The sequence below is a fragment of the Limnohabitans sp. 63ED37-2 genome, from assembly GCF_001412535.1.
In the GTDB taxonomy this organism is placed as follows: Bacteria; Pseudomonadota; Gammaproteobacteria; order Burkholderiales; family Burkholderiaceae_C; genus Limnohabitans_A.
The window spans coordinates 1723379-1748749 of the sequence record NZ_CP011774.1 but is presented as its reverse complement, the minus strand read 5'-3'; the positions used below and the strand labels follow the sequence as shown (position 1 = coordinate 1748749).

Annotated in this window: 28 protein-coding genes; 7 read left to right on the top strand and 21 right to left on the bottom strand. The window is 62.1% G+C overall.

Annotated elements, in window-relative coordinates:
- The first annotated feature begins 35 nt into the window (after positions 1-35).
- Positions 36-1022 (top strand): Hsp33 family molecular chaperone HslO, encoded by a 987-nt coding sequence (gene hslO, locus L63ED372_RS08315; RefSeq protein ID WP_062405223.1) that lies wholly within the window; start codon positions 36-38, stop codon positions 1020-1022.
- 84 nt (positions 1023-1106) lie between these two features.
- Here hslO and L63ED372_RS08310 read toward each other — a convergent pair whose 3' ends face one another.
- From L63ED372_RS08310 to L63ED372_RS08245, 14 genes are all read right to left on the bottom strand, one after another.
- Complete coding sequence (locus L63ED372_RS08310; protein ID WP_062405221.1) at positions 1107-2366, bottom strand: acyl-CoA dehydrogenase family protein; 1260 nt, start codon at positions 2364-2366, stop codon at positions 1107-1109.
- A gap of 40 nt (positions 2367-2406) precedes the next feature.
- Positions 2407-3492: a phosphotransferase gene (locus tag L63ED372_RS08305; RefSeq protein ID WP_062405219.1), complete on the bottom strand. Its 1086-nt coding sequence runs from the start codon at positions 3490-3492 to the stop codon at positions 2407-2409.
- A 64-nt stretch (positions 3493-3556) separates the two neighbouring features.
- On the bottom strand, positions 3557-4276 hold the full coding sequence (locus L63ED372_RS08300) for a Crp/Fnr family transcriptional regulator (protein WP_062405217.1): 720 nt from the start codon (positions 4274-4276) through the stop codon (positions 3557-3559).
- Positions 4277-4333: 57 nt separating this feature from the next.
- A complete protein-coding gene (locus tag L63ED372_RS08295; RefSeq protein WP_062405215.1) occupies positions 4334-5113 on the bottom strand; it encodes an oxepin-CoA hydrolase, alternative type in 780 nt (259 codons plus the stop codon).
- Positions 5114-5162: 49 nt separating this feature from the next.
- A complete protein-coding gene (locus tag L63ED372_RS08290; RefSeq protein WP_062405213.1) occupies positions 5163-6683 on the bottom strand; it encodes a 3-hydroxyacyl-CoA dehydrogenase in 1521 nt (506 codons plus the stop codon).
- A gap of 134 nt (positions 6684-6817) precedes the next feature.
- Positions 6818-7825 carry a D-2-hydroxyacid dehydrogenase family protein gene (locus L63ED372_RS08285; protein WP_062407831.1) on the bottom strand — a complete coding sequence of 336 codons (1008 nt, stop codon included), beginning with the start codon at positions 7823-7825 and terminating at the stop codon, positions 6818-6820.
- Between the two features lie 108 nt (positions 7826-7933).
- Positions 7934-8257, bottom strand: coding sequence for a hypothetical protein (locus L63ED372_RS08280; protein WP_062405211.1), 324 nt, complete (start codon positions 8255-8257; stop codon positions 7934-7936).
- A 111-nt stretch (positions 8258-8368) separates the two neighbouring features.
- The gene (gene lexA, locus L63ED372_RS08275; protein ID WP_062407829.1) at positions 8369-9040 is read right to left on the bottom strand and encodes a transcriptional repressor LexA; all 672 of its coding nucleotides are present in this window, start codon (positions 9038-9040) and stop codon (positions 8369-8371) included.
- 221 nt (positions 9041-9261) lie between these two features.
- Entirely contained in the window at positions 9262-9918 is a 657-nt protein-coding gene (adk, locus tag L63ED372_RS08270) for an adenylate kinase (protein ID WP_062405208.1), read from the bottom strand.
- A 105-nt stretch (positions 9919-10023) separates the two neighbouring features.
- A complete protein-coding gene (kdsB, locus tag L63ED372_RS08265) occupies positions 10024-10818 on the bottom strand; it encodes a 3-deoxy-manno-octulosonate cytidylyltransferase (RefSeq protein WP_062405206.1) in 795 nt (264 codons plus the stop codon).
- A 10-nt stretch (positions 10819-10828) separates the two neighbouring features.
- Positions 10829-11035: a Trm112 family protein gene (locus L63ED372_RS08260; RefSeq protein ID WP_062405204.1), complete on the bottom strand. Its 207-nt coding sequence runs from the start codon at positions 11033-11035 to the stop codon at positions 10829-10831.
- 72 nt (positions 11036-11107) lie between these two features.
- Positions 11108-12100: a tetraacyldisaccharide 4'-kinase gene (gene lpxK / locus L63ED372_RS08255; RefSeq protein WP_062405202.1), complete on the bottom strand. Its 993-nt coding sequence runs from the start codon at positions 12098-12100 to the stop codon at positions 11108-11110.
- 6 nt (positions 12101-12106) lie between these two features.
- Positions 12107-12529, bottom strand: coding sequence for an ExbD/TolR family protein (locus L63ED372_RS08250; RefSeq protein ID WP_062405200.1), 423 nt, complete (start codon positions 12527-12529; stop codon positions 12107-12109).
- Positions 12530-12540: 11 nt separating this feature from the next.
- Positions 12541-13158: a MotA/TolQ/ExbB proton channel family protein gene (locus L63ED372_RS08245; RefSeq protein ID WP_062405197.1), complete on the bottom strand. Its 618-nt coding sequence runs from the start codon at positions 13156-13158 to the stop codon at positions 12541-12543.
- 369 nt (positions 13159-13527) lie between these two features.
- Here L63ED372_RS08245 and xseA point away from each other — a divergent pair, with 369 nt between their 5' ends.
- Both xseA and L63ED372_RS08235 read left to right on the top strand, forming a co-directional pair.
- Complete coding sequence (xseA, locus tag L63ED372_RS08240) at positions 13528-14868, top strand: exodeoxyribonuclease VII large subunit (RefSeq protein ID WP_231624460.1); 1341 nt, start codon at positions 13528-13530, stop codon at positions 14866-14868.
- Between the two features lie 268 nt (positions 14869-15136).
- On the top strand, positions 15137-15718 hold the full coding sequence (locus L63ED372_RS08235; protein ID WP_019431287.1) for a superoxide dismutase: 582 nt from the start codon (positions 15137-15139) through the stop codon (positions 15716-15718).
- Positions 15719-15955: 237 nt separating this feature from the next.
- Here the strand turns inward: L63ED372_RS08235 and L63ED372_RS08230 are convergent, their stop codons facing one another.
- Positions 15956-16717, bottom strand: a complete 762-nt coding sequence (locus L63ED372_RS08230; protein WP_062405192.1) for an SDR family NAD(P)-dependent oxidoreductase — start codon at positions 16715-16717, stop codon at positions 15956-15958.
- A 113-nt stretch (positions 16718-16830) separates the two neighbouring features.
- Between L63ED372_RS08230 and L63ED372_RS08225 the strand changes: the two genes are divergently transcribed.
- The 3 genes from L63ED372_RS08225 (at position 16831) to L63ED372_RS08215 (ending at position 19498) form a co-directional block, all read left to right on the top strand.
- Positions 16831-17940 (top strand): NAD(P)/FAD-dependent oxidoreductase, encoded by a 1110-nt coding sequence (locus L63ED372_RS08225; RefSeq protein WP_062407828.1) that lies wholly within the window; start codon positions 16831-16833, stop codon positions 17938-17940.
- A 156-nt stretch (positions 17941-18096) separates the two neighbouring features.
- Complete coding sequence (locus L63ED372_RS08220) at positions 18097-18600, top strand: hypothetical protein (RefSeq protein WP_156343580.1); 504 nt, start codon at positions 18097-18099, stop codon at positions 18598-18600.
- 79 nt (positions 18601-18679) lie between these two features.
- Positions 18680-19498 (top strand): acyl-CoA thioesterase, encoded by an 819-nt coding sequence (locus L63ED372_RS08215; RefSeq protein WP_062405188.1) that lies wholly within the window; start codon positions 18680-18682, stop codon positions 19496-19498.
- Positions 19499-19538: 40 nt separating this feature from the next.
- Here the strand turns inward: L63ED372_RS08215 and L63ED372_RS08210 are convergent, their stop codons facing one another.
- Entirely contained in the window at positions 19539-20582 is a 1044-nt protein-coding gene (locus L63ED372_RS08210) for a quinone-dependent dihydroorotate dehydrogenase (RefSeq protein WP_062405186.1), read from the bottom strand.
- A 94-nt stretch (positions 20583-20676) separates the two neighbouring features.
- Between L63ED372_RS08210 and rpiA the strand changes: the two genes are divergently transcribed.
- Complete coding sequence (gene rpiA, locus L63ED372_RS08205; RefSeq protein WP_062405184.1) at positions 20677-21348, top strand: ribose-5-phosphate isomerase RpiA; 672 nt, start codon at positions 20677-20679, stop codon at positions 21346-21348.
- 17 nt (positions 21349-21365) lie between these two features.
- On the opposite strand, the gene ribD is transcribed toward rpiA, so the two are convergent.
- The 5 genes from ribD to L63ED372_RS08180 form a co-directional block, all read right to left on the bottom strand.
- A complete protein-coding gene (gene ribD / locus L63ED372_RS08200; RefSeq protein ID WP_062407826.1) occupies positions 21366-22532 on the bottom strand; it encodes a bifunctional diaminohydroxyphosphoribosylaminopyrimidine deaminase/5-amino-6-(5-phosphoribosylamino)uracil reductase RibD in 1167 nt (388 codons plus the stop codon).
- Positions 22533-22554: 22 nt separating this feature from the next.
- Entirely contained in the window at positions 22555-22980 is a 426-nt protein-coding gene (locus tag L63ED372_RS08195) for a type IV pilus modification PilV family protein (RefSeq protein WP_062405182.1), read from the bottom strand.
- 71 nt (positions 22981-23051) lie between these two features.
- A complete protein-coding gene (locus L63ED372_RS08190) occupies positions 23052-24167 on the bottom strand; it encodes a hypothetical protein (RefSeq protein ID WP_062405181.1) in 1116 nt (371 codons plus the stop codon).
- Positions 24164-24820 carry a PilW family protein gene (locus L63ED372_RS08185; RefSeq protein ID WP_231624459.1) on the bottom strand — a complete coding sequence of 219 codons (657 nt, stop codon included), beginning with the start codon at positions 24818-24820 and terminating at the stop codon, positions 24164-24166. The genes L63ED372_RS08190 and L63ED372_RS08185 overlap by 4 nt, the downstream gene beginning before the upstream one ends.
- A 31-nt stretch (positions 24821-24851) precedes the next feature.
- Complete coding sequence (locus tag L63ED372_RS08180) at positions 24852-25313, bottom strand: type IV pilin protein (protein ID WP_062407821.1); 462 nt, start codon at positions 25311-25313, stop codon at positions 24852-24854.
- Between the last annotated feature and the right edge of the window lie 58 nt (positions 25314-25371).

Genomic DNA, 25371 nt, shown 5'->3' with positions numbered 1-25371 from the left:
TTGAGGATCGGCCCCATGGGGCTGTTGATTGCACTTTGTCCGAACTCCATAAATTCATTTTCGAAGGCCTGCCGGTGCGTGGCATGCTGGTGCGCCTGACCGATGCCTGGCAAGACATCCTGGCGCGTCGCGCCGCCAACTCCGAAACCGGCGCTTACCCCGCCCCAGTGCGCCAGTTGCTGGGCGAGATGGCCGCTGCGGGCGTCTTGATGCAGGGCAACATCAAGTTCAATGGCGCTTTGGTGCTGCAGATTTTTGGGGACGGTCCGGTCAAGTTGGGTGTGGTCGAAGTTCAGCCCGATTTGAGCCTGCGGGCCACCTGCACCCAGGTCGGCGAGGTGGCCGATAACGCCACCCTCAGCCAGATGGTGAACGTGAACAACGAAGGCCGCTGCGCCATCACGCTCGATCCTCAAGACCGTTTGCCGGGCCATCAGCCTTACCAAGGCGTGGTGCCGCTGTTTGGTGACCGGGGCGAAAAGCTCGAAAACATCAGCGAAGTGCTGGAGCATTACATGCTGCAGTCCGAACAGCTCGACACCGTGCTGGTGCTGGCGGCTGACGACAAGGTGGCGGCGGGCTTGCTGATTCAGCGCCTGCCCATCGAAGGCGAGGGCAACCTGGCTGGCAAAACCGATTCACTCATGCGCGAGTCGGTGTTAGGTCAGAGCGAAGACTTCAGCCGCATCTCGATCCTGACCAAGAGCCTCAAGCGCGAGGAGTTGCTCGGCTTGGATGCCGAAACTATTCTGCACCGTTTGTATTGGGAAGAGCCGATAGCCCGTTTTGAGCCCTTCATCGGTGAGACTGGCCCGCGCTTTGCCTGCCGTTGCAACCGCGAGCGTGTGGGGCACATGATCCGCAGCCTCGGCACCGAAGAGGTGGAGGGCATCATTGCCGAACAAGGGCAGGTGGAAGTGGGTTGCGACTTTTGTGGTGCGCAGTACCGTTTTGACCCGGTGGATGCAGCGGGGCTGTTTACTGGTTTGCCGCCCGATTTGCCTGCGGGCTCGGTGCACTGAAGCCAGTGCAGGCCAGGCCAAGTCAAGTGGTCTGAACACCCAGCAGCGGCCCTGAAGGCGCTGCCGGGGATGCCGCCAAAGCGGTCAGCTGCCGCGGGTGATGGGCATGCCCAAATCACCGGGCAAAGCCAATTGCTTGGCCAACTCGAGCTTGGCCAGCGAGTTGCGGTGCACCTCGTCCGGGCCGTCGGCCAGGCGCAGGGTGCGCTGGTGGGCATAGGCATAGGCCAACGGGAAGTCTTGCGACACACCGCCACCGCCGTGGGCTTGAATGGCCCAGTCGATGATCTGGCAGGCCATGTTGGGGGCCACGATCTTGATCATCGCGATCTCGGCCTTGGCAACCTTGTTGCCCACGGTGTCCATCATGTAGGCGGCTTTGAGGGTGAGCAGGCGGGCCTGCTCAATCATGCAACGCGACTCGGCGATGCGCTCTTGCCACACAGTCTGGCGGGCCACTTCGCGCCCAAAGGCCACGCGCTCGTTCAGGCGTTTGCACATCAACTCTAGGGCACGCTCGGCGATGCCGATGGTGCGCATGCAGTGGTGGATGCGGCCAGGTCCCAATCGGCCTTGGGCGATTTCAAAGCCACGGCCTTCACCCAGCAAAATGTTCTCGGCCGGCACACGCACGTTTTTGAGGACGACCTCCATGTGACCGTGTGGGGCGTCGTCGTAGCCAAACACCGACAGGGCGCGCACCACGGTGATACCGGGTGAATTGGCGGGCACCACGATCATGGACTGCTGCTCATGGCGGCCCGCGTCGGGGTTTGTTTTGCCCATGACGATGTAGACCGCGCAGCGTGGGTCACCCGCGCCGGACGACCACCACTTGCGGCCGTTGATGACGTAATCATTGCCGTCGCGGCGGATCTCGCACTCGATATTGGTCGCGTCTGACGAGGCCACATCGGGCTCGGTCATCAGGAATGCAGAGCGGATTTCGCCCCTGAGCAATGGCTCCATCCAGCGGTCCTTGATGGCTTCGCTGGCATAACGCTCCAACGTTTCCATGTTGCCGGTGTCGGGTGCCGAGCAGTTGAAGATTTCAGCGGCGAAGGGAACGCGGCCCATGATCTCGCACAGCGGTGCGTATTCGAGGTTGGACAGACCTTGGGGTGCGCGGGTGGACTTGGGCAAAAACAGGTTCCACAAACCGGCAGCGCGTGCCTTGGGTTTGAGTTCCTCGACGATTTTGGTCGGCACCCAGGCATTGCCTTTGGCGCGGTTTTCGGCGATTTCTTCAAAGAACCGCGCCTCGTTGGGGTAAATGTGCTCGTCCATGAAGGCCAACAAACGGGCCTGCATGTCCTTGACCTTGGGGGTGTATTCAAAATCCATGGTCTCTCTCCTGGGGTTGTGGTTCGGTTTGTAAAAAGTTTCAGGCTTGACGCGCAAAACGCCAAGCCAGTTCGGCCATGGGGCGTGCCCCCGCGCCCGATGTTTTGGCTTGTTCGCTGGACGCGGTGCCGTCTTCGACGCGCTTGGCAATGCCTTGCAAAATGGCCGCGATGCGGAACATGTTGTACGCGAGGTAAAAATTCCAGTCTTTCGCCAGCGCTTCAGGGGTGGTGAAGCCGGTGCGCTCGCAATAGCGGCGTATGTACTCGGCCTCTGACGGGATGCCCAAAGCGGCCAGGTCCAAGCCGCCAATGCCGCGGAAGGTACCGGGGCTGATGTGCCAAGCCATGCAGTGGTAGCTGAAGTCGGCCAGCGGGTGACCCAAGGTGGACAGCTCCCAGTCGAGTACCGCCAATACACGGGCTTCGGTGGGGTGGAACATCAGGTTGTCCAGGCGGTAGTCGCCGTGCACGATGCCAACGAGCGATTCGTCCTTGGCGCTGTCCGGAATGTTTTTCGGCAGCCATTCGATCAGCTGGTCCATCTCGGGGATGGGCTGGGTGACGGACGCGGCGTACTGCTTGCTCCAGCGGCCGATCTGGCGCTCGATGTAATTGCCGGGTTTACCGTAGCTGGCCAGGCCTTGCTTGGCCACATCGACCTTGTGCAGTGCCGCCAGCACCCGGTTCATTTCGTCGTAAATCGCACCGCGCTCGGCAGGCGTCATGCCCGGCAGCGACTGGTCCCAGAGCACACGACCTTGCACGAACTCCATGACGTAAAACGCACGACCGATCACTGACTCGTCGTCACACAGCACATGCATTTCGGCCACAGGCACATCGGTGCCGTGCAGGCCTTGCATGACAGCAAACTCGCGCTCGATGGCGTGTGCCGAAGGCAGCAGCTTGGCCACTGGGCCGGGCTTGGCCCGCATCACGTATTGGCGTGATGGGGTGATGAGCTTGTAGGTGGGGTTGGACTGCCCGCCCTTGAACATTTCCACGCTCAAGGGGCCCACAAAACCGGGCAGCCGGGCGCTTAGCCAGGCTTCCAGGGCTGGGATGTCGAAGGCGTGGGTGCCGGTGACAGGCCGGGTCCCCACGAAATGGTCAAAAGCACTCATGGGGTTTCCCGTAGAAAATCAGTGGCTGCCGCCATCAGCGGCAAGGCAAGTGCGCTGCGGTGTGTCAGTGGTCCGCGTTCACGATCAGCAGCAGCGCATCGCGGTCCAGCACCACCAAGCCACCGGGCTCGATGCGGATGATTTGCTCGCGCTCCATCTGCTTGAGTTCCTGGTTGACCCGTTGGCGCGATGCACCCAGCAGCTGGGCCAGTTCTTCCTGTGCCAGTTGCAAGCTGATGCGAATCGCCTTGGCATCCGACAAACTGGGCACGCCGTAGCTGCGCAGCAAGTGGTTGAGTTGTTTGGCCAGCCGAGCCCGCAAGGGCAGGGTGTTGAGGTCTTCCACCAAGCCGTAGAGCTGGCGAATGCGCCGGGCATGCAGGCGCAGCATGGCGTCGTAAAACTCGACGTGCTGCGTCAGGATTTTCTTGAAGTCGGCCTTGGCCACGTTGAGCGTGGTCGTCTCGCCATGTGCATAACAGTCGTGTGTGCGGCGATCCCCGTCGAAGATCGATACATCGCCAAACCAGATGCCCGGCTCCACATAGGTCAAGGTGATCTGCTTGCCAGACACCGACGTTGAGCTCACACGCACCGCGCCCTTGGCGCAGGCGATCCACTGCTCGGGCGGATCTCCCCGCGCAGCGAGCATATCGCCGTCCTTGTGCCGTTTGACGTAAGCGCATCGAAGTATGTCGTGTCGAAGTGAAGGTGAAAGGCTTGAGAACCAGCGACCACTGTTGATCGCCTCTCGTTCCTCCATTGTCAGAATCGGTTCATCCATGCTCTGTCCTTTGAGTGACTGAAGATTGGTTTTTTGTCGCCTGGGGGACCAGTCGGTTTATTCGTATTCGGGTTTTTGCTTGTTCAAAAACGCACCGATGCCAATACCGGCGTTGGGGTGGTGCAGGTTTTTGACAAAAGCATTGCGCTCGCGTGCCAGCTGAGCATTCAGGCTGCTGCCATCCGCGTCGCTGAGCAGCTCTTTGATGCTGGCCAGCGCGTTGGGTGCACGGGCGTTGAGCTGTTCGCACAGTTCCAGGGCTTGCTGCAGGGCTTGGCCAGCATCCGCGAGGCGATTGACCACACCCAATTGCTGCAGCCGCTCGGCACCGATGCGCTCGCCGCACAGCAGCAGTTCGGTGGCCAGCTGGCGCGGCACGGCACGCGACAGGCTCCAGCTGCCGCCGCCATCGGGCGACAAGGCAATCGAGCTGTAGGCCATCACAAACACGCTGTTGCGCGCGGCCACGATCATGTCGCAAGCCAGGGCCAACGAAAAACCCGCACCGGCCGCCGGGCCTTCAACGGCTGCGATCACGGGCTTGGGAAATGTGCGAATCGCTTCGATCCAGTTGTGCAGGCCTTCGATGCTTTGGGCTTGGTGCTCGGGCGGCAACTGGCGGTTGTTTTGCAGGCGCTGCAAATTGCCGCCTGCACTGAAAATGCCGTTCGCCCCGGTGATCACCACGCTGCGCACATCGGCGCTGGACTCGGCCACGCTCAGTGCTTCGACCCCGGCGGCGTACATCTCGGGCCCGAGGGCGTTGCGAAACTCCGGGTTGCTGAGGGTCAAGACCAAGGTCTGGCCTTCGCTGGTGCTGAGCAGTTGGGCGGTCATATTTTTTAAGCAGTTGGGGACAGAGTTAAAGATCTGTCCCGCAAAGTCATTATTCCTCGGTGTGCATCAAGGACAGGCCAATGGCGCCGCGGCGACGCAACCAGGGGCTGGGGCGATAGCGTGGATCGCCATAGACCGTTTGCAGGTTGAACAGCACTTCCAAAATGCTGTCAGGCCCCAAGCGGTTGCCCATGGCCAGTGGGCCCATGGGGTAAGCCAGGCCCAGGGTGACGGCGGTTTCCAGGTCTTGTGGGCTGCAGATGCGCTGCTGGCAAATGTCGGAGGCGATGTTGACGATGGTCGCCACCACGCGTTGCGTGACAAAACCACCGCTGTCGCGGATCACCGACACGGCTTTGCCGTCGCGGGCAAACAAGGCGTGCGCTGCGTCGCGCATGTCGGCACGCGTGGCCGGGTTGGTGGCCAGCACACGGCGTTTGGTGGACGCATCCACAAACAGCATGTCGATGCCCACGGTGCGTGCTGGGTCGAGGCGCTCGACCACGGCCACGGTGGTGATGTCAAAACCCAGCGGGGCGACGATGGTCAGCGCCTCGGGCGAGGGCGAGGCACTGGTTTCGATTTTGGCGCCCAGGTCCTTGAGCAGCTGCAGCAGCTCCATGCGGCGGGTGGCGCGGGGCGAGACCCAAACGGGTGGGATGTTCTCTACCACGGGCACGGGCGGCTCGGCGGGAACTTGTGCGGCACCATCCACGTATTTGTAAAAGCCTTCGCCGACTTTTTTGCCGACCACACCACCGGCCAGCCGCTGGGCGGTGATGACGTTGGGGCGGTAGCGCGGCTCTTCGTAGTATTGGTGGTAAATCGCCTCAATGACGTGGTGTGAGACGTCCAGAGCTGTCAGGTCAAACAGCTCGAAGGGGCCGAGTTTGAAGCCGACTTGGTCGCGCAGGATGCGGTCAATCGTTGCGAAATCGGCCACGCCCTCGCTCACGATGCGCAGGGCCTCGGTGCCATAGCCGCGACCGGCGTGGTTGACGATGAAGCCGGGGGTGTCTAGCGCTTGAACTGGCGTGTGGCCCATCTGGCGGGCATAGTCGGTCAGGCGCTGGCAAACGGCGGGGTCGGTTTTGAGGCCCGCGATCACCTCGACCACCTTCATGAGGGGTACGGGGTTGAAGAAGTGGTAGCCCGCAAACTGGGCGGGGCGCTGCAAGGCAGCGGCAATGGCGGTCACGGACAGCGACGAGGTGTTGGTCACCAGCACGGCGGTGGGGGGCAGCACTTTTTCCAGATCGGCGAACAGGCTCTTTTTGATGTCGAGCTTTTCGACGATGGCTTCGACCACCAAATCACACCCGGCCAAGTCTTGCAGTTGGGTGGCACCCAACAAGCGGCTTTTGTGGCCCGCCACGGCTTCGGCCGTCAAGCGACCTTTTTCCTGCAGCTTGTCCCATTGCTGGAACACGGCTTCACGCGCTTTGGCAATCGCTTCGGGTTGGGTGTCGTACAGCCAGACTTGGCTGCCTGCTTGCGCAGCAATTTGGGCAATGCCGCGTCCCATGGCGCCGGCGCCAATGATGGCGACTTGTTGAAATGCAAGGGTCATGTTGAATGAGGAAAAACGAGGCACAAGGCCTGGTGGCAGGACAGTCCGGTCGAGTTGGCCGTGGCCTTGGCAGGCCGGACACCCAAGCGTTGATTATGGCTTTAGTCAGGTGGGTGCAAGGAGATGGCCGAGCATCAACGCCGCACCTGCAGGGCCCCTGGGTTGACGATGTTCGTGGGCGTGCCCTTGATGAAGTTGATGACGTTGTCAAATGCCGAGCCGAAATACAGCTCGTAGCTGTCTTTTTCGACATAGCCAATGTGGGGGGTGCAAATGCAGTTTTCCAGCCGCAGCAAGGCAGAGCCTTGCAAGATCGGTTCGGACTCGAACACGTCAACCGCCGCCATGCCCGGGCGACCCCGGTTGAGAGCGCCGATCAGGGCATTGGTTTCAACCAGTTCGGCGCGCGAGGTGTTGACCAGCAAGGCCGTGGGTTTCATGAGCCCCAGGTCATCGCTGGTGACGATGCCCGTGGTGGCTTCGTTCAGCCGAAGGTGCAAGGACAGCACGTCCGAGCTTTGAAAAAAAGCCTCACGGCTGGTGGCGGCGACATGGCCGTCTTTGACCGCCCGCACGCGCGATTCATCGCTGCCCCAGATCTGAACATGCATGCCAAAAGCTTGACCATAACCGGCCACCAATTGGCCGATTTTGCCGTAGCCCCAGATGCCCAGGGTCTTGCCTTTGAGCACAGTGCCCAGGCCAAAGTTGGCGGGCATCGAGCTGGATTTGAGACCCGATTGCTGCCATGCACCGTGCTTGAGGTTGCTGATGTATTGGGGCAACCGTCGCATGGCTGCCATGACAAGGGCCCAGGTGAGTTCTGCGGGTGCAATCGGTGAACCTACGCCCTCGGCCACGGCCACCCCGCGTTCGGTGCAGGCGGCCAAGTCGATGTGGCTGCCCACTCGGCCGGTCTGGGCAATCATTTTGAGTCGGGGCAGCTTCTCGATCAGGGCCCGGTTAAGGCCTGTTCGCTCGCGGATCAAGACGATCACATCGGCGTCTTTGAGTCGCACCGACAACTGGCCAATGCCTTTGACGGTGTTGGTGTAGACCTTGGCCGGGTAATGCTCGAGTTTGGCGGCGCAGTCGAGTTTGCGGACGACATCCTGGTAGTCGTCAAGGATCACAATGTTCATGTCCGCCATTGTGCCTTGTCAGTTGCCTGACTGGGCACTGGCCAGTGCACCTTGTAGAGCTTTTTGGGCGCGCGCTGTGGCGGGGGGGGGCTGTGCGCCCCCGGTGGGTCAGTGTGGCCGGCAGCGCGCTTCCATGGCCACCAGGCGATCCAGCTCAGCGCAGACATCGGCCATGCGCCCGGAGATCACCATGCGACCGGACCCCGCCGCGCTCTGGCCACTTTCATGGACATGCACAACGCGCAGGCTCGGTTGGCGTTTTGTCGGCAGTGCCTGGCTGTGAGAGGGCGTGGCGCAAGGCACTGACCGAACAGCCCACTCGGGGTGTACACGCACGGCGTGCCTTTTGGGCAAAGCCTGCGAGGGGGTGCGGGTGGTGAAGGAGGGCAGGTTCTTGAACAGACCTGAAAGGGCAAGCAGAGCGATTCCCATGTGAAACCTTTCAAAAGCATGGAGGTTGGACACAGGCAGGATTGATGGAAGAAGTCGTTGGCTTCAGGGCTGATGATCAGCGCCCGCCACCTGAGGCCACGACTGAAAACGTCACATGACGAAGGTGTTGCGGATCAGGCCCACGGCCAGGCCTTCGATGTCAAAGGGCTCGCCGGGGTGGACCACGATGGTCGGGTAATCGGGGTTTTCGGGCAGCAATTCGATGCCGGAGGCGGTTTTGTGCAGGCGCTTGACCGTGACTTCGTCGCCCAAGCGGGCCACCACGATCTGGCCGTTGCGCACGTCTTTGGTGGATTTGACGGCCAGCAAGTCGCCATCCATGATGCCCGCATCCCGCATGGACATACCGCGGACCTTGAGCAAGTAATCGGGTTGCTGGGCAAACAGGCTGCTTTCAACTTGGTAGCTCCTGTCGACGTGTTCTTGCGCCAGGATGGGCGATCCGGCAGCCACACGCCCCACCAAAGGCAGACACAACTGACCCAGCCCAGGCAAACTCAAGCTGAACAAATCAGAGGGGGCGCGTGGGTTGCTGCGTGAGCTGCCCTTGAGGCGAATGCCGCGTGAGGTGCCGCTGACCAACTCGATGGCGCCTTTGCGGGCCAGGGCCTTGAGGTGTTCTTCTGCGGCGTTGGCCGATTTGAAACCCAGCACGCTGGCAATTTCGGCGCGTGTCGGTGGCGCACCGGTGTTGGCAATGGTGTTCTGGATCAGTTCCAGAATTTCTTGTTGGCGGGCGGTGAGTTTGGGGCTGTCGGTCAAGGCGGTCTCCTGGTGGGGACTGGGCTGTTGTTTCATCCAGTGACTGTATTTTTAAACAGTTTTCTCGGTTGTGCAAGCTTGCCTTGAAAAAAAGCCAGAAATTCATGCTGAACTGACCCAGCCGAAAGGAGGCTTGGGGGCCACGATGTGTCGCTCGCCAACAACAAAGCCCCTGAAAAGGGGCTTGTGGGGTGAAGCAGGCGGTTGCTGCTTTGGGGGGCTTATTGGGCCAAAGCAGCGAAGGCGCGAGCGGTGATGTCTTCCACGCTGCCCGTGCCACTGATGGCGCGGTATTTGGGTGCAGCGGCGGGGTCGGCCTTGGCCCAATTGGCATAGTAATCCACCAAGGGGCGGGTCTGGGCACTGTAGACATCCAGGCGCTTCTTAACGGTTTCTTCCTGGTCGTCGGCGCGTTGCACCAAAGGCTCGCCGGTCACGTCATCCATGCCGGCCACTTTGGACGGGTTGAACTTGACGTGGTAAGTGCGGCCTGAAGCTGGGTGCGAGCGGCGACCGCTCATGCGTTCGATGATGGCGTCAAAGGGCACGTCGATTTCGAGCACATAGTCGAGCTTGACGCCTGCCGCCTTCATGGCGTCCGCTTGGGGAATGGTGCGGGGGAAGCCATCAAACAGGAAACCGTGGGCGCAATCGGCCTGGGCGATGCGTTCCTTGACCAGGTTGATGATCAGGTCGTCGCTGACCAGCCCGCCCGATTCCATCACGGCTTTGGCTTGCAGTCCCAGCGCGGTGCCCGCTTTCACGGCGGCGCGCAGCATGTCGCCCGTCGAAATTTGGGGGATGTTGTATTTCTGGCAAATGAAGGTGGCTTGGGTGCCTTTGCCCGCGCCGGGTGCGCCCAACAAAATCAGTCTCATGGAAGTTCCTTATCGCTTGTCATGGAGTGGGTCTGCTGGGCCACGAAGGGGCCCACGGTGAGGCAGACAATGCAGTGAGAATATCACGCGAGTCTCTTGCCAGGCTTACGCGCCGAGCAGGGCGCGAACGCGTTGCAGGTCTTCGGGGGTGTCGACCCCAGGACCTGGGGCATGCTCGGTGGTGTGCACCGCAATGCGGTGCCCGTGCCAAAGGGCGCGCAGCTGCTCCAGGGACTCCAGCTGCTCGATGGGGGCCGGTGGCAGTTGTGGAAATTGCGCCAGAAAACCCGCACGGTAGGCGTAAATGCCCACATGCCGCAGAGGGGCCGGGCTGGGCAGTTCGGTGAATTGCGCGCCGCCAGGATCCGCCGCACTTTGCCCATCGCGCCACCAGGCGATGGGCGCACGGCTGAAGTACAGCGCCATCTGGCGAGCGTCTGTGACCACCTTGACCACATTGGGGTTGCAGAAGTCGGCCAACTGGCTGATGGGGTGGGCTGCTGTGCTCATGCTGGCCTCGGGCCGCTCGCTGAGCAATTGCGCCACTTGGTCGATCAGGCTGGGCTCCATCAAGGGCTCGTCGCCTTGCACATTGACCACCACAGCCTCATCGCTCAGGCCCAACAGTTGGCAAGCTTCGGCCAAACGGTCGCTGCCGCTGACATGGTCCTGCCGTGTCAAAAGGGCTTGCACACCATGGGCCGAGCAGGCGGCCACGATGCGGTCGTCATCGGCGGCCACCACCACTTGGCGGGCTTGACTCAGCATGGCGCGCTGAGCCACCCGCACGACCATGGGGAGCCCAGCGATGTCGGCCAAAGGTTTGTTCGGCAGCCGGCTGGACGCCATGCGTGCGGGGATCAAAACGATGAAGTCGTTGGAGTTGGGGGCCTGGCGCATGCGTGGGCTTTCAGAGCGGGGGGCGCAAGGCGGCAAGTTTGTCGATTTCTTCGTCGCTCAAGGTGCGCGCTTCGTTTTCGAGCAAGATGGGGATGCCCTTGCGCACAGGGTAGGCCAGCCGGGCGCTGCGAGAGAGCAGCTCCTGGGTCTCGCGGTCAAAATCCAGTGGTCCTTTGGTGACCGGGCAGACCAGCAGTTCAAGCAGTTTGGTGTCCATAGCGCAATGATAACGGCGCAGGGCAAGGCGATCAGGCACTGTCAGTGCCTGTAAGCGTTGCGGATGGGGCTTTCAGCAAAAGGGTTTTTCGGCCAGCCGCTGGTCCAGGGCTTGCCAAAAAGCGGCTTCGGGTGTCAGCACCAAGGGCACGGCCAAAGCCTGGGGCTGGTGCTGCCAGAGTTTGGCGGCGTCTTTTTCGGTGCACAGCAAGGGGCGGTCTGTGGCGGTCGGTGCGCCGTGCGCGTAGTCAAAATGGTCGGGCAAGGCGGTGGTGTGGTGCAGTTGCAGACCGGTTGCCCGCAGCATGGCAAAAAACGCTTCAGGCCTTGCCAGGCCAGCCACCGCATCGACAGGCTGACCGATCAAGCCGGACAAAGCCTGGCTGCGGCCTTGTGCATCGTGTGCCACAGGGGCCAATTGGCGCTGTGCCACAAAGCCGCCCGGCAAGCCGTTGTCTCCGGTGTGCAGCAGCAGGTCAACCACCCGGGGCCAGGGCTCACGCAAAGGGCCAGCGGGGAGCAGCCAGCCGTTGCCCACGCCGCGTTCGTCCATGACGCAGATTTCCAAGTCTCGCGCCAAACCCCAGTGTTGCAGCCCGTCGTCACACACCAACATATTGACGCCGGGGTTGGTTTGCAACAAAGCGCGGCCGGCCTCAGCTCGGTCGGTGCCCACCCAGACTTGAGCGCCTGTTATTTGACGGATCAGCAAGGGCTCGTCGCCCACATCGGCGGGCAAGCTGTCGGGCATCACGGCTCGCGTGTCGTGTGTCTTGCGGCCATGACCGCGTGAGACCACGCCCACTTGCCAGCCCCGTTGCTGTAAGTGCTGCACCAAGGCCATGGTCAAGGGGGTTTTGCCCGCGCCACCGGCCACCACATTGCCCACAACGATCACCGGCACCGGCAGGCGGTGGGCTTGCCGCCAGCCCAGGTGCCAGACCAGCCTGCGCACCCTGAGCAGGGCAGCATGCAAGCCAGCAAGGGGAAGCAGCAGCCATGCGAACAACCCTCGCGAAGTCCAGACCTGCGGCAAATGCTGGTGCAGCCAGGTGGACAGGTTCATGGGGCCTCAGGAGCCCGAGGGCTCAGGTGATTGGGTGGCAAAGGTGATTTGCGACAACCCGGTTCTGCGAGCGGCTTCCATGGCGTTGACCACAGATTGGTGGGTGGCTTGCGCATCGGCGCTGATCACCAAGGTCACTTCCTTGGAGGCTAAGGGCCCCAAAGCGGCAGCCAAAGCGGCGACCGAAGTGCCTTCAATGCGCGATTGGTTCACGGCATATTGGCCTTGGGCGTTGACCGACAAGACAATCTGCTGGGGGCGGTCTTTTTGCTTTTGGGTGTCTGCCAAAGGCAAGGTCATGTTGATTTCGGTCAGGCGAGACCAAGTGGTGGTGAGCATCAAAAAGATGAGCACCACCAACAACACATCGATGAAGGGGATGAGGTTGATTTCGGGCTCGGCCGAGGGGGTGCGTTTTCTAAAGTTCACATCGGACCCGTTCAGGTGCGCAAATGGCTCAGGTGGCGGGCAAATTGCTCACTGGCCACCTCCATCGTCAGCAGCATATTGTCCACCAAGGATCGGAAGTAGCGCCAGAACATGAGGGCCGGGATGGCCACGATCAAACCAAATGCGGTGTTGTACAGCGCAATCGAGATGCCGTAGGCCAGCTGGGCGGGTTGGCTGGTGCCTGCTGTCTGGGCTGCAAAAATCTCGATCATGCCAATCACGGTGCCAAGCAAGCCAAGCAAGGGGGCCGCGGAAGCGATGGTGCCCAGGGCCGTCAGATAGCGCTCCAGTTGCCGCCCTGCCAGTCGGCCTGCCATTTCCATGTGGGCCCGGATGTCCTCGTCCGAAGCTTCGGGATTTTTTTGCAGGCAGCGCAGTCCACTGGCCAAGATGGGGCCGAGCACGCCTTTGTTCTCGAGTTTGAGCACCGTTTCTTCGGAAGGAACACCACGCCGGGAGATTTCAACCGCCTGCTCCAGGGTCTTGGGGGGCATGACTTTGTGTGCGCGCAACTGAACCAGGCGCTCGATGATCAAGGCCAAAGCCAAAACGGAGCACAGAATAAGGGGCCAGATGGGCCATCCAGCGGCTTGAATGATGGATAACAAAACAGTTCCTTCTTCGCGATACAAAGTGACAAAAGCACGTGATTATGGACGATGACACGAACCGCAGGCTTGCTTTTGGCAGGAGGACGACACAGAAACAAGGCCTTGCCTGGGCTGTGGATAACTTTGTGAAAAAGTTTGGACTTGGTTTTATTTTTTGAATTGTTAAGTTTGATATCTAGATGTTTAAATACGCATTGCATATGAAAAAATTCAACTGAATCAAGGACTTGAATTTTGGCCGGCAAATGACGGTGTGTTTTTGCCACGACAGATGACTGGCCTGCAGCCTGTGGACGACTTTCTCAAACGGCTTTGTGAAACGCGTCTACAAGCTGTAGGACAATCGTGCGGATGAGTCCTCAAGTGATGAAATCGCCCCGAGCCTGGACCGTGTCAGCGCTGTGCCGCGCCGTGGCCGATAGCTTGGATGCCCAGTTCAATCCGGTCAGTGTGCGTGGTGAGATTTCTGGGTTTTCACGCGCCGCAAGTGGGCATTGTTATTTTTCCATCAAGGACGACACGGGCCAGATCCGCTGCGCCATGTTTCGGCGAGCCGCCGGCTTGATGGACTTTGCCCCGCGAGATGGCGAACTGGTTGAGGTGCGTGGCCGCTTGGGCGTGTACGAAGCCCGGGGTGATCTGCAGCTGATTGTCGAATCCATGGAGCGTGCAGGGCAGGGCGCGCTGTTTGAGCAGTTTTTGCGCCTCAAGGCCAAGCTCGAAGGCGAGGGCCTGTTCGATCCCGCCCACAAACGCGCTTTGCCCGCCCAGCCCCGTGCCATTGGCGTGGTCACGTCTTTGGGCGCTGCCGCTTGGCACGATGTGGTGACCGCTTTGCAGCGGCGCGTGCCGCACATTCCGGTGCTCATGGCCCCGGCCTTGGTGCAGGGTGCTGGCGCTGCGGCCACTCTGGCGCAGGCATTGCAAAACATCTACGCCCTCACGGCCGAAGACAACCCGCTGTGTCCGCCCGTGGACGTGATCTTGCTTGTGCGTGGGGGGGGCTCGATGGAAGACCTGTGGTCGTTCAACGACGAAAATCTGGCGCGCTTGATCGCGCAAAGTCCGGTGCCGCTGATTTGTGGCGTGGGCCACGAGACGGATTTCACCATCGCCGATTTTGTGGCCGATGTGCGTGCCCCGACACCCACGGCGGCGGCCGAGATGGCTGCGACCGACCGGGGTGTGGGCCTCGAAGCCCTGTCTGTGCTGGAGCAACGCCTGAGCAGGGGCTTGATTCGCCAGCAGGACCGGCAGGCACAACGTTTGGACGCAGTGGCGGCGCGTTGGGGTGTGGGCTTGGTCCGTCAACAAGAGCGCCAGAGCCAACGCCTGAGCGCGGTGGCGGCCCGGCTGGGGCGACCACAAGCTGTGCTGGGGCAGCACAGCCAGTGGCTGGACCGCTTGGCCAGTCGTTTGTTGACGGGCGTGCGAACTCAATTGGTCGGCCAAGGCCACCAGTTGGAGCGCTTGAACGATCGTTTGGCTTTCAACCGGGCTCAGCAAGTGCCGCAACGCGCCCAGCGCTTGGAGCGGGCCGCTTTGCGTCTGTCGTCGGTGGACCCGCGTCAGGTGCTTGAGCGCGGTTATGCCTGGCTCAGCGATGATCGCGGCCAGGCTTTGACCCACGCTGACCAGTTTCAGCCGGGACAGGCGGTGCGGGCGACGCTGGCGGATGGGGATGTGCCTTTGAAGGTTGTTTCTTGAGTGGGGTTGTAGGTTTCAATTTCTGCGGGTACGACGTTAAGGGTGAGCCGTGATGGGCTGGGGCCTGGGCACCTCATGAGGGAGTACCCAAAATCGGTGCCCAGGCCCTAGCCCATCACGGCGGTGGACAGTGTGGGCGTTGACTGTGATGGGCCTCGTCGACCCCAACAAGGCCCTTGGGCAGTGACCTGTCACCCAAAAGGGCGATCGCCTAGCCCCTAAAATGCATGGGTCTACCTTCAACCCGCAACAACAAAAGGACATCCTCATGGAACATACCTTGCCCGCACTGCCTTACGCGATTGACGCTTTGGCTCCCCATTACAGCCAGGAAACCTTGGAGTTCCACCACGGCAAGCACCACAACGCTTACGTCGTCAACCTGAACAACCTGCAAAAAGGCACTGAATTCGAGAGCATGAGCCTCGAAGAGATCATCAAAAAGTCCAGCGGCGGTGTGTACAACAACTCGGCCCAAATCTGGAACCACACCTTCTTCTGGAACTGCATGAAGCCCAACGGCGGCGGCGAGCCCACAGGCGCACTGGCCACAGCCATCAACGCCAAGTTCGGCAGCTACGCCGCGTTCAAAGAAGCCTTCGTCAAGAGCGCTGTGGGCAACTTCGGCTCCGGCTGGACATGGCTGGTCAAGAAAGCCGACGGTTCGGTTGACATCGTCAACATGGGCGCAGCTGGCACCCCCCTGACCACAGGCGACACCGCCTTGTTGACTGTGGACGTCTGGGAACACGCCTACTACATCGACTACCGCAACATGCGTCCCAAGTTCGTTGAGACCTTCCTCGACAAGCTGGTGAACTGGTCGTTTGCTGAGAAGAACTTCGGCTGATCGAGGTTCTCTCCAAGTCAAAAAGCCCGCTGATGCGGGCTTTTTTCTTTCTTCGCTGGATTTTGCTAACCCACTGAGCAGATCATGGGCTGGGGCCGGGCACCGATTTTGGGTACTCCCTCATGAAGTGCCCTGCCCCAGCCCATGCTCTGCGGCATCCGAAGCACCCATCAAATTCAGCGAATGAGGCGCCTGGCCCCAGCCCATGCTCAGCGGCACCCGAAGCACCAAGCAAACTCAGCGAATCATCATCCCCCCATCCGCCACGATGGTCTGCCCCGTCACATACTGCCCAGCCGGGCTGGCCAAAAACACCGCCACACCCCCAATGTCGTCGGGCTCGCCCATGCGGCGCAGCGGCGTCTCGTTGTTGTACTTGGCGCTCAGCACCGGGTCCTCGTGCAGCGCCTTGGCAAAGTCGGTCTTGATCAGGCCCGGCGCGATGCAGTTCACGCGGATGTTGTCCGGGCCCCATTCCACCGCCAGGTTGCGCGCCAGCTGCATGTCGGCCGCCTTGGAAATGTTGTAAGCCCCGATGATGGCCGAGCCGTGCAGGCCACCGATCGACGACACGATGACGATGGCACCGTCCTTTTTGGCTTTCATGTCGGGGTAGACCATGGTGCACAGCCAGGTGTTGGACAGCACGTTGTTGCGCATGACCTTGTCAAACACCTCATCGCTCATGCCTGTGGTGGGGCCGTAATAGGGGTTGGTGGCCGCATTGCACACCAGGATGTCGATCGGCCCCCAGGCCGCGCGGGTCTGGTTGATCAGGTTTTGCAGTTGCTCTTTGCTGGAGATGCTGGCGGCAATCGCCATCGCCTCACCCCCTGCGGCCTGGATTTCCTTGACCACCACTTCGCAGGCATCCTGCTTGCGGCTGGACACGACAACTTTAGCGCCTTGCTGGGCCAGCTGGTGCGCAATCGATCGACCAATGCCCCGGCTGGAGCCAGTGACGACGGCGACTTTGCCTTTGAGATTGAACAGCGACATGAAACGGTCTCCTTGATGAATGTTGGTCAGTCTGCCCGTGGGCAGCCCGTGTGTCTGTCTTGCGGGTGTCAGTCAAACGGTTGATGCGCCCAGCCTGCGCCACAATGCTGCCCATGGAACAAGTTGATGCTGTGGTTATCGGGGCCGGCGTGGTCGGCTTGGCTGTGGGGCGGGCGCTCGCGCTCTCGGGCCGCGAGGTGCTGGTGCTCGAATCGGAAAACGCCATTGGCACGGGCACCAGCTCGCGCAACAGCGAGGTCATCCACGCGGGCATTTATTACCCGGCAGGCTCCCTCAAGGCGCGGCTGTGTGTGCAAGGCAAACAGATGCTCTATGTCTATTGCGCCGAGCGCGGCGTGGCGCACAAGCAGTTGGGCAAGCTGATCGTGGCCACAACTCCTGAGCAAGTACTGGCGCTGGACGGCATCATGGCCAAAGCGGCCGCCAACGGCGTGCACGATTTGCAAAAACTCTCGGCGGCCCAGGCCCACGCGCTGGAGCCTGCGCTGTCTTGCGAAGCGGCGCTGCTCTCGCCCAGCACTGGGGTCATCGACAGTCACGGCTACATGCTCGCACTGCAGGGCGACATGGAAAACGCAGGCGGCCTGCTGGCGCTGGTCTCGCCCGTGCAGCACATAGGCCTGAAGCACGGCACCGCCACGCACCCGATTCGAGTGACCACGCAAGACGGCACCGAGCTGGCTTGCAAGGTGCTGGTCAACGCTGCAGGGCTGAGCGCCGTGGCCATGGCTGAGCGCATGGACGGGCTGGACAAAAGCCTGCTGCCACAAGCCCATTACGCTAAGGGTAACTATTTCACACTCGCAGGCAAGGCACCGTTCTCCCGCCTGATTTACCCCGTGCCCGAAAAAGCCGGTTTGGGCGTGCACCTCACGCTTGACTTGGGCGACCAAGCCAAGTTCGGCCCGGACGTGCAATGGGTCGATGACCCGGCCGACCTGCAGGTAGACCCGCGCCGGGGCGACGCCTTTTATGCCGAGGTACGTAAATACTGGCCCGCATTGCAAGATGGCGCTTTGCAGGCGGGTTATGCGGGCATGCGCCCCAAGATCAACGCCCCGCATGAGGCGGCAGCCGACTTCATGATCCAGGGCCCAGCCGAGCACGGCGTGCCGGGCCTGGTGAACCTGCTGGGCATCGAGTCGCCGGGTTTGACCAGTTCGCTGGCTATTGCCGACGAGGTTTGCGCTCGGTTGGCCTAAGCCATCCTTATCAAGCGCTGCTCCTCCATGAACCCTTCGCCGTCATTCTTCCAGCGCTTCTTTCAAAGGGTTGAAACCTCGCTTTTGCGCCACGGCTCAGAGCCCAAAACCATCTTTTGGCTGGCGGTTTTATCGGTTTTCGATGGATTTCTGCCCATGTTGCCCGCAGAAATGTTTGTGCTGGCGCTGTGTGTTCTTCAGCCGCAGAAGGGCCAAGTCATTGTGGTGGTCTTTGCACTGGCTTCTGCATTGGGTGCTTTTTTGTTGGCCTTGGGCATGGGGACGCTGACGGAATCTGCCGAATCGTTGAGCCAAAAGCTGATGGGTTCACAAGGGCCACAAGTCTTGGCCATGCTGCGAGACTCGGGGCCGATCAGTATGGTGTTTTTCTCGGTCTTTCCAGACTCTCCGCGTTCTGCCATCGCGCTGTTCGCCTTGAGTGGCGTGTCGCCCGAGTCGATCGGCACGATGGTGTTCATCGGCAAACTGATGCTCTACACGGTGCTGTTGTTGATGATCCACCATTTGCCATCCAGGGTGGGCAGATGGCGTGGTGCGGGGCCGTTTTGGGTGAAATGGCTGCAGCGCCGTGCGAGCCGTTTTGTGGCCTATTGCCGCCGAATCCGCCGACGAGCGAGGCGTCTCAGCCAAGGCAATTGAATGTCCCAAGTGAATCTAGCCCGCAATTGATCGCTTTTGAGACAGCGCAGGGCGATCAGGCGCATCTATCATCGTTCGCATGCACCCATTCGACGAAGCCATTGATCTGCGCGCCTCAGCACTTGCGGACGCCCCCCACGAATTCACAGGCGCCACCCACCCGGCCTACGCCAACATGGTGGGGCCGTTTGGCGGCACCACTTCTGCGCAGTTGCTGCAGTCGGCCATGCTGCACCCCGAGCGCCTGGGCGAACCCGTGGCGCTCACGGTCAATTTTGCGGCCCCCGTGGCCGATGGCGACATCCGCTTTGTGGCGCGGCCCGTGCGCACCAACCGATCGACCCAGCACTGGATCATTGAGGCCCACCAAGCCGAAGGCGTGGTGGCCACCGCCACGGCTGTGTTCGCGGTGCGGCGCGAGACTTGGTCCGATGTGGAGGCGGTCATGCCCGGCAACGTTCCCGCACCCGAGGCAGTCCCCCGCATGCCTGTCAGGGGCATGCCCGCCTGGCCGCAGCGTTACGACATGCGTTTTGTTGAGGGCGCTTTCCCCGCAGCCTTTGATGAGCAAGAGCAAGCCCATTCGCGCTCCACCCTATGGGTGCGCGACGAACCCGAACGGGCCTTGGACTTCGCCTCGCTGGCGGCCATCAGCGACAGCTTTTTTCCGCGCATTTACATCCGCCGCCGTCGTCGCGCCTTGATTGGCACGGTGTCCCTCACCACCTATTTCCATGCAGACAGCGCCTTGCTGGCGCAGGTGGGCACGCGCCATCTGCTGGGCGTGGCCAAGGCACTGAATTACCGCCATGGCTACTTTGACCAAACGGGTGAGCTGTGGAGCCCCGAAGGGCAGTTGCTGGCGAGCACACACCAGCTGGTTTATTTCAAGGACTGAGCACACGGGGTCCATGCAGATTGACCCCTGTTTCCTTGTTTCAGCGCTTCATCTGCTGCAGTGCACTCGCCACTTCGGTGACCAGTTCGGGGCCTTTGTAGATGAGGCCGGTGTAAATCTGCACCACGTCCGCCCCGGCTTCTATTTTTGCAATCGCGTCGTGCCCGCTCAGGATGCCACCCACGCCGATGATCGGGAAATCTTTGCCCAGGGCAGCACGCAGCTGTTGAATCACGCGGTTGCTGCTGGCCAGCACAGGCGCGCCCGACAGGCCGCCCATTTCCTCGGCATGCGCCAAGCCGCTCACCGCGTCGCGCGCCAGCGTGGTGTTGGTGGCGATGACGCCGTCCATGCCGTGTTTTTGCAGCGTGGCGGCGATGACGCCCACTTGGGTTTTGTCCAGATCGGGCGCGATTTTGAGGAACATGGGCACGCGGCGGCCGTGTTCAGCAGCCAGTTCTTCGCGCCGTGCGACCAGCGCGCCCAGCAGGCCGTCGAGCGCTTCGTCGCTTTGCAGGGCGCGCAGGTTCTTGGTGTTGGGACTGGAGATGTTCACCGTCACATAGTCGGCATGTGGGTACACACCTGACAGCGCGATCAAATAGTCGTCGGTGGCGTTTTCAATGGGGGTGGCAGCGTTCTTGCCGATGTTCAGGCCCAGCAGGCGGCCTTGTTGGCGAAACTTGGAGCGCTTGACGTTGGCGATGAAGGCGTCCAGACCGTCGTTGTTAAAACCCAGGCGGTTGATCAGGGCTTGCGCTTCGGGCAGGCGGAACATGCGCGGTTTGGGGTTGCCGGGCTGCGCCTTGGGCGTGACGGTGCCGACTTCGACAAAACCAAAACCCATGGCACCCAGGCCGTCGATGCAGCGGGCGTTTTTGTCGAGGCCCGCAGCCATACCGACGCGGTTGGGGAAATGCAGACCCGCCAGGGTGATGGGTTGTGCCACAAAGGGCTGGCGGTAAGCGCAGTCGAGAGGGGTGTTTTGGGTGCGGGCCAGGCCCTCGATGGTCAGGTCGTGGGCCGCCTCGGGGTCCATTTTGAACAAAAAGGGGCGGGCGAGGGCGTAGGGGATCAGGGACATTGGATAATTCCGGGCAGCAAAGGCGTTGACAACATTTCCTCTGATTGTCGCAAACCCCGGCCCGTCCTTTTATCTTTTCAACTGAGCCCCTTCCATGACCCAAGACGAACTCAAAGCCCTGGTGGGCCAAGCCGCCCTGAAATACGTTGTTCCCGGCGAGATCGTTGGCGTGGGCACCGGCTCCACGGTGAACAAATTCATCGACGCGCTGGCCATCATGAAGGACCAAATCAAGGGCGCAGTCTCCAGCTCCGAAGCCTCCACCGTGCGCCTGAAGGCACTGGGCATCCCGGTGTTTGACTGCAACGAGGTCGAGAGCCTGTCGGTTTACATCGACGGCGCGGACGAGATCGACCATCAGGGCCACATGGTCAAGGGCGGCGGTGCGGCACTCACCCGCGAAAAAATCGTAGCAGCCCAGTCCAAGCAGTTTGTTTGCATTGCCGACGAGAGCAAGTTGGTGGATGCGCTTGGCGCTTTCCCTTTGCCCCTGGAGGTCATCCCCATGGCCACCGCCCGCGTGATGCGCCAGTTTGCGGCCATGGGCGGCAGTGCGGTGGTTCGCCTCAAAGACGGTCAGCCGCTGGTCACCGACAACGGCCAGCACATTGTGGATGTGAAGGGCTTGAAGATCACCGACCCGGTGGCTTTTGAGAACACCGTGAGCCAGTGGCCCGGTGTGGTCACGGTGGGCGTTTTTGCCCTGCAAAAAGCCCAGGTGTGTTTGCTGGGGACCTCTGATGGGGTGAAGACACTGGTGTTCTGACCCAGAGTTCGGCAGCTTCAGGCTCGGCGCAGCAGCAGGCGCAGATCCGGGCCGATGCGCTCCACCGCATGAAAGCCCAGCTGGACCGCATCACCGAGCGCTGTCAGCGCTGGCAAATTGGCCATGCCTTGGCCAGGCCCCAGCAGTTGGGGGGCCAGGTAGATCAAATACTCGTCCACCAAGCCTTCGCGGATGAAGGAGCCGTTGAGCTTGTGTCCGGCTTCGACATGCAGTTCGTTGATCTCGCGTCGGGCCAGGTCGCGCAGCATGGCGGCCAGATCCACCTTGCCGCCGGGGCCGGGCATGTCGATCACGGTGACGCCGCGCGCGCTCAGGGCACTGCGTTTTTCGGCTTGTTCTGCATTGGCAGGGTCGACCGCCGTGTAAACCCAAATTTGCCGGGCCTGATCGCCTGTGCCTTGTGTGTTCAGCAGTTGGGCGTTCAGGGGCAACTCAAGGCGGCTGTCCAACACCACCAGGTGCGGTTGGCGGGGCACGTTCAGGCCGCGCACATTCAGTTGTGGATCGTCTTCAAGCACGGTGCCGATGCCGGTCAGGATGGCGCAGGCGCGGGCGCGCCAAGCATGCCCATCGGCACGGGCCTCGGGCCCGGTGATCCACTGGCTTTGGCCGTTTAGCAAGGCGGTTTGGCCGTCCAGCGAGGCCGCCACTTTCATGCGCACCCAGGGCAGGCCCCGCTCCATGCGGCTGAAAAAGCCGATGTTCAACTCACGGGCCTGTTGGGCCATCTCGTCCTGCGGGTTCAGGGTTTCGGTCCGCACGCCAGCCGCTGCCAGCCGCGCCATGCCTTGTCCCGCCACTTGGGGGTTCGGGTCGGTCAGGGCCGCCACGACGCGGCCAATGCCCGCAGCGGCCAGCGCGTCGCAGCAAGGCCCGGTGCGGCCTTGGTGGGCGCAGGGCTCCAGCGTCACCCAGGCTGTAGCGCCTTGCACGCTGTGCCCACGCTCGGCTGCGTCGCGTAGAGCCATGATTTCGGCGTGGGGGCCGCCTGCACGCTGGGTGTGGCCTTGGCCGAGCACGGTGCCATCGGCGGCGGTGATGACGCAGCCCACCCGCGGGTTGGGTGAGGTGAGCCACAGGGCCTGGCGGGCCAGGCTCAGTGCCAAGCTCTTGGCTGGGTCCGCGTGCGGGGTGGCTTGGGGTGTCGGGTTCGGAGGAGTCACAGCGAAAGTCGGGTGCAGCAAATCATGGCAAGGATACGCCAAGCCACGCAGGCACGGCATCGCGGCTGCTGTGCAGCACGAGTTCGCCCATGTGAGCCTGTGCCTGCCCGGGCGAGCCTGCACCCAAGCCACCGCCCACTGCACCCCAAGCGGGCCCCACGGCGGGCCACTGCACACGCACTTGCAGGTCCTCCAAGGCCAGGCCGGGGCGCGTTTGCACTTGGCTTTGCAGGCTGTAGGTGGTGCCTTGCACCGTGGCGGAAGTCTGCAGGGGGCAGCCTGTGCGGCCCGACTGGTGGCAGTCCATGGCGTCCAGGGCCAAGGTCAGGGCCACGGTGTGCTGTCGGGTGTCGCTGGCGGTGTTCAGGGTGTACAAGGTCATGCGCGTGGCGGCGAGCAGCCCGATGCCCAGCACCGCCGAGGCCACGAGCGCCTCGATGAGCGCCATGCCCCGTGACGAGTCTCTTGACGTGGTGTGGGCATGCCTGGCTGAGGGCGGGACTTGGCAGCTTGGCGATGTCATGGAACGCCTTCCCGCCAGCTGCCCGTCACGCGTTGCACTTGGCGCGTGTCCATGCCCGCAGGCCAGGGCAGTCGGTAAGGGGCTGATGCCAGCGCGCTGGCCTCGATCCGGCTGCCGCTGTGCAAATCGGGCAAGCCCGATTCCACCACCAGTTGCCCCACGATGTGACCAGCGAACCAGCCCCGGGCCATGTCGTCTTGGCATTGGGTTTGAAGGACCACGGTACCCACCACACGCACCCCAACCGCCATGTCCGGGCAGCGCTGGCTGCAGGCTTGGCCCGAAAACACCAAGAGCACCGGGGCTTCAGGGGTGCCCACACTTAGGGTCCAGGTGGAGGGGCTGTCCACCCAATAAACGCTGCGTGCGGGTTGGCTCAGGGCGCTCAGGCCGTTGCGTTCCTGCGCTGCAGACCAGGCACGGATTTGTTCGGGGGTGGTATCACCCAGCACGCTGGCCCAGGCCGATGCTGTGCAAGCGCTGTTGAGACCGCCTGGGCAACCACGGGTTGCGGTGGGGGTGTTCCCGATGCTGGCCGCGGGGTCGGCGGCCGAGGCGCAGCCATTGAGCACCACCGCTGCGGGGTTGGGCGGGTGCGGGGCGGGCGCCAAAGTGGGAACAAACACTTGGGCCTGGACTTGGGCGCGGCTGGTGCCATCTTTGAGGCTGGCGCTGGCCAGCAGCAGGGCCACATGGGGTGCGCTGATGAGGTCGCGCACGGCCAGCACCTGCGCCACAACTTCGGGCACACCTGTGTGCGCGGGCGGTTGTAGGGCCACGCACTGCCAGCGCGCCGTGCTGTAGCCGCTGGGGCAGGGCGCGGTGGCTGTGCCAGGGCTCCAGACGGCTGGCGAAGGGCTGCTGACGTGTTGTCGCTGCAACTCGGCACGCCCCCAGGCCAAGGCTGCTTCGGCGGCCAAGCGCGCCTGCGCAGACTGGCTTTGGTTTTGGCTGGCCAGTCGGTCCACCAGCACGCTGCGGGCGCTGTAAAAACTGGCCAGACTGGCCAGCAGCACCAGGCCGATCGCCACCAGCAGGCTGATGGCGCCGCCTTGTCTTGGGTGCGCCCAAGAGGGTCTGCCGGTCAGGCCCAGAGCCCATAGCCGGGTCACGGTGCGGCTCCACAAACGGCAGGCCAAGGCGAGGCGGGAACATCGTTGCGCAGCGATACGGTCCGCGACAGGCTCAGGGCCCGTGTGGTATCTCGGGGCCACTGCGCACTCAACTGCACGGTGACCCAACGCGCCACCCAGCGCCCTCGTTTTTCGCATTGCACTTGCCACTGCAGGCCCGTCATTTTCAGGCTGCCTGCATCGGTCAAATCGGTCCAGACCTCGGGTGTGCAGGCCGTGCGGATTTGCAGCTCATGGTCCTTGAGACGGAAGCCCGAACACTCGTTGTTGTCCAGCAGACCACTTTGGTTGCGGTCTAGCCCGAAGCTGATGCGCTGGCCCAACACCAACAAGTCGGCTTCGCCTGTACAAAAAGCGTCTGCACATTGGGCTGAGACACGCCCTCGCCAGGCTTGTCCGAGCGACTGCGCCTGGCGCAACTCCCGCTCGATGGTGTCCAGCGCTGAGCGCAGGTCATGGTGGACATGGCTGTCTTGCAAAGCCAGGCGATGCCCCCGCAGGTGCTGCGCCAACATCTGGCTGCCTGCGGCCAGCACCACCATGCCGACTCCCAAACCCACCAACATGCCCACCAGCGTCTCTCCCCCTTGTTTCTTGGGTCGAGCGGGTTGCAGCTGCATGGCGCGTTTCATGTTTCTCATGCGGAGCCCGGGCTTGCCTGATTCATTGCCGCCAGCAGCGAGCTGGATCACCCACCAGATCGGCCCCGCTGCTGAGCTCCACTGTGGCCATGTGCCGCAATTTCAGGCGCATGGGGGTGCAGGCGCTGTCCCGCGCTTGTGTGCCGATCGGCGTGGCGATCAGGCTGTAGCCCTCGCTGCTGGCGTCTTCGATCGTCAGGCGGTAATGACCACCCGGGGACAGGTCGCCGACCCAGCCCAGGCTGGCCAAATCGGAGGCATGGCTGCTCTGGGTGCCGCGCCAACGGGCTTGGGACAGTTGCAGTTGCTGCAATGCGCTTTGGGCATCGCTGCGGCGGGCTTGTCGCTGCTGCGTCTGAAACGCGGGCAAGGCCACAGCCGCTAGGACGGCCATCAAGGCCAGGCTGACCAGCAACTCGCTCAGCGTCAAACCGGTTTGTGCAATTGGTGCAGACGCGACAGCCTTGACTTTGGGGAACCTCATGCCACGCTCCTTTTGGCATGCCATTGTGAATACTTAATAATGACTTGTATAGCGGATC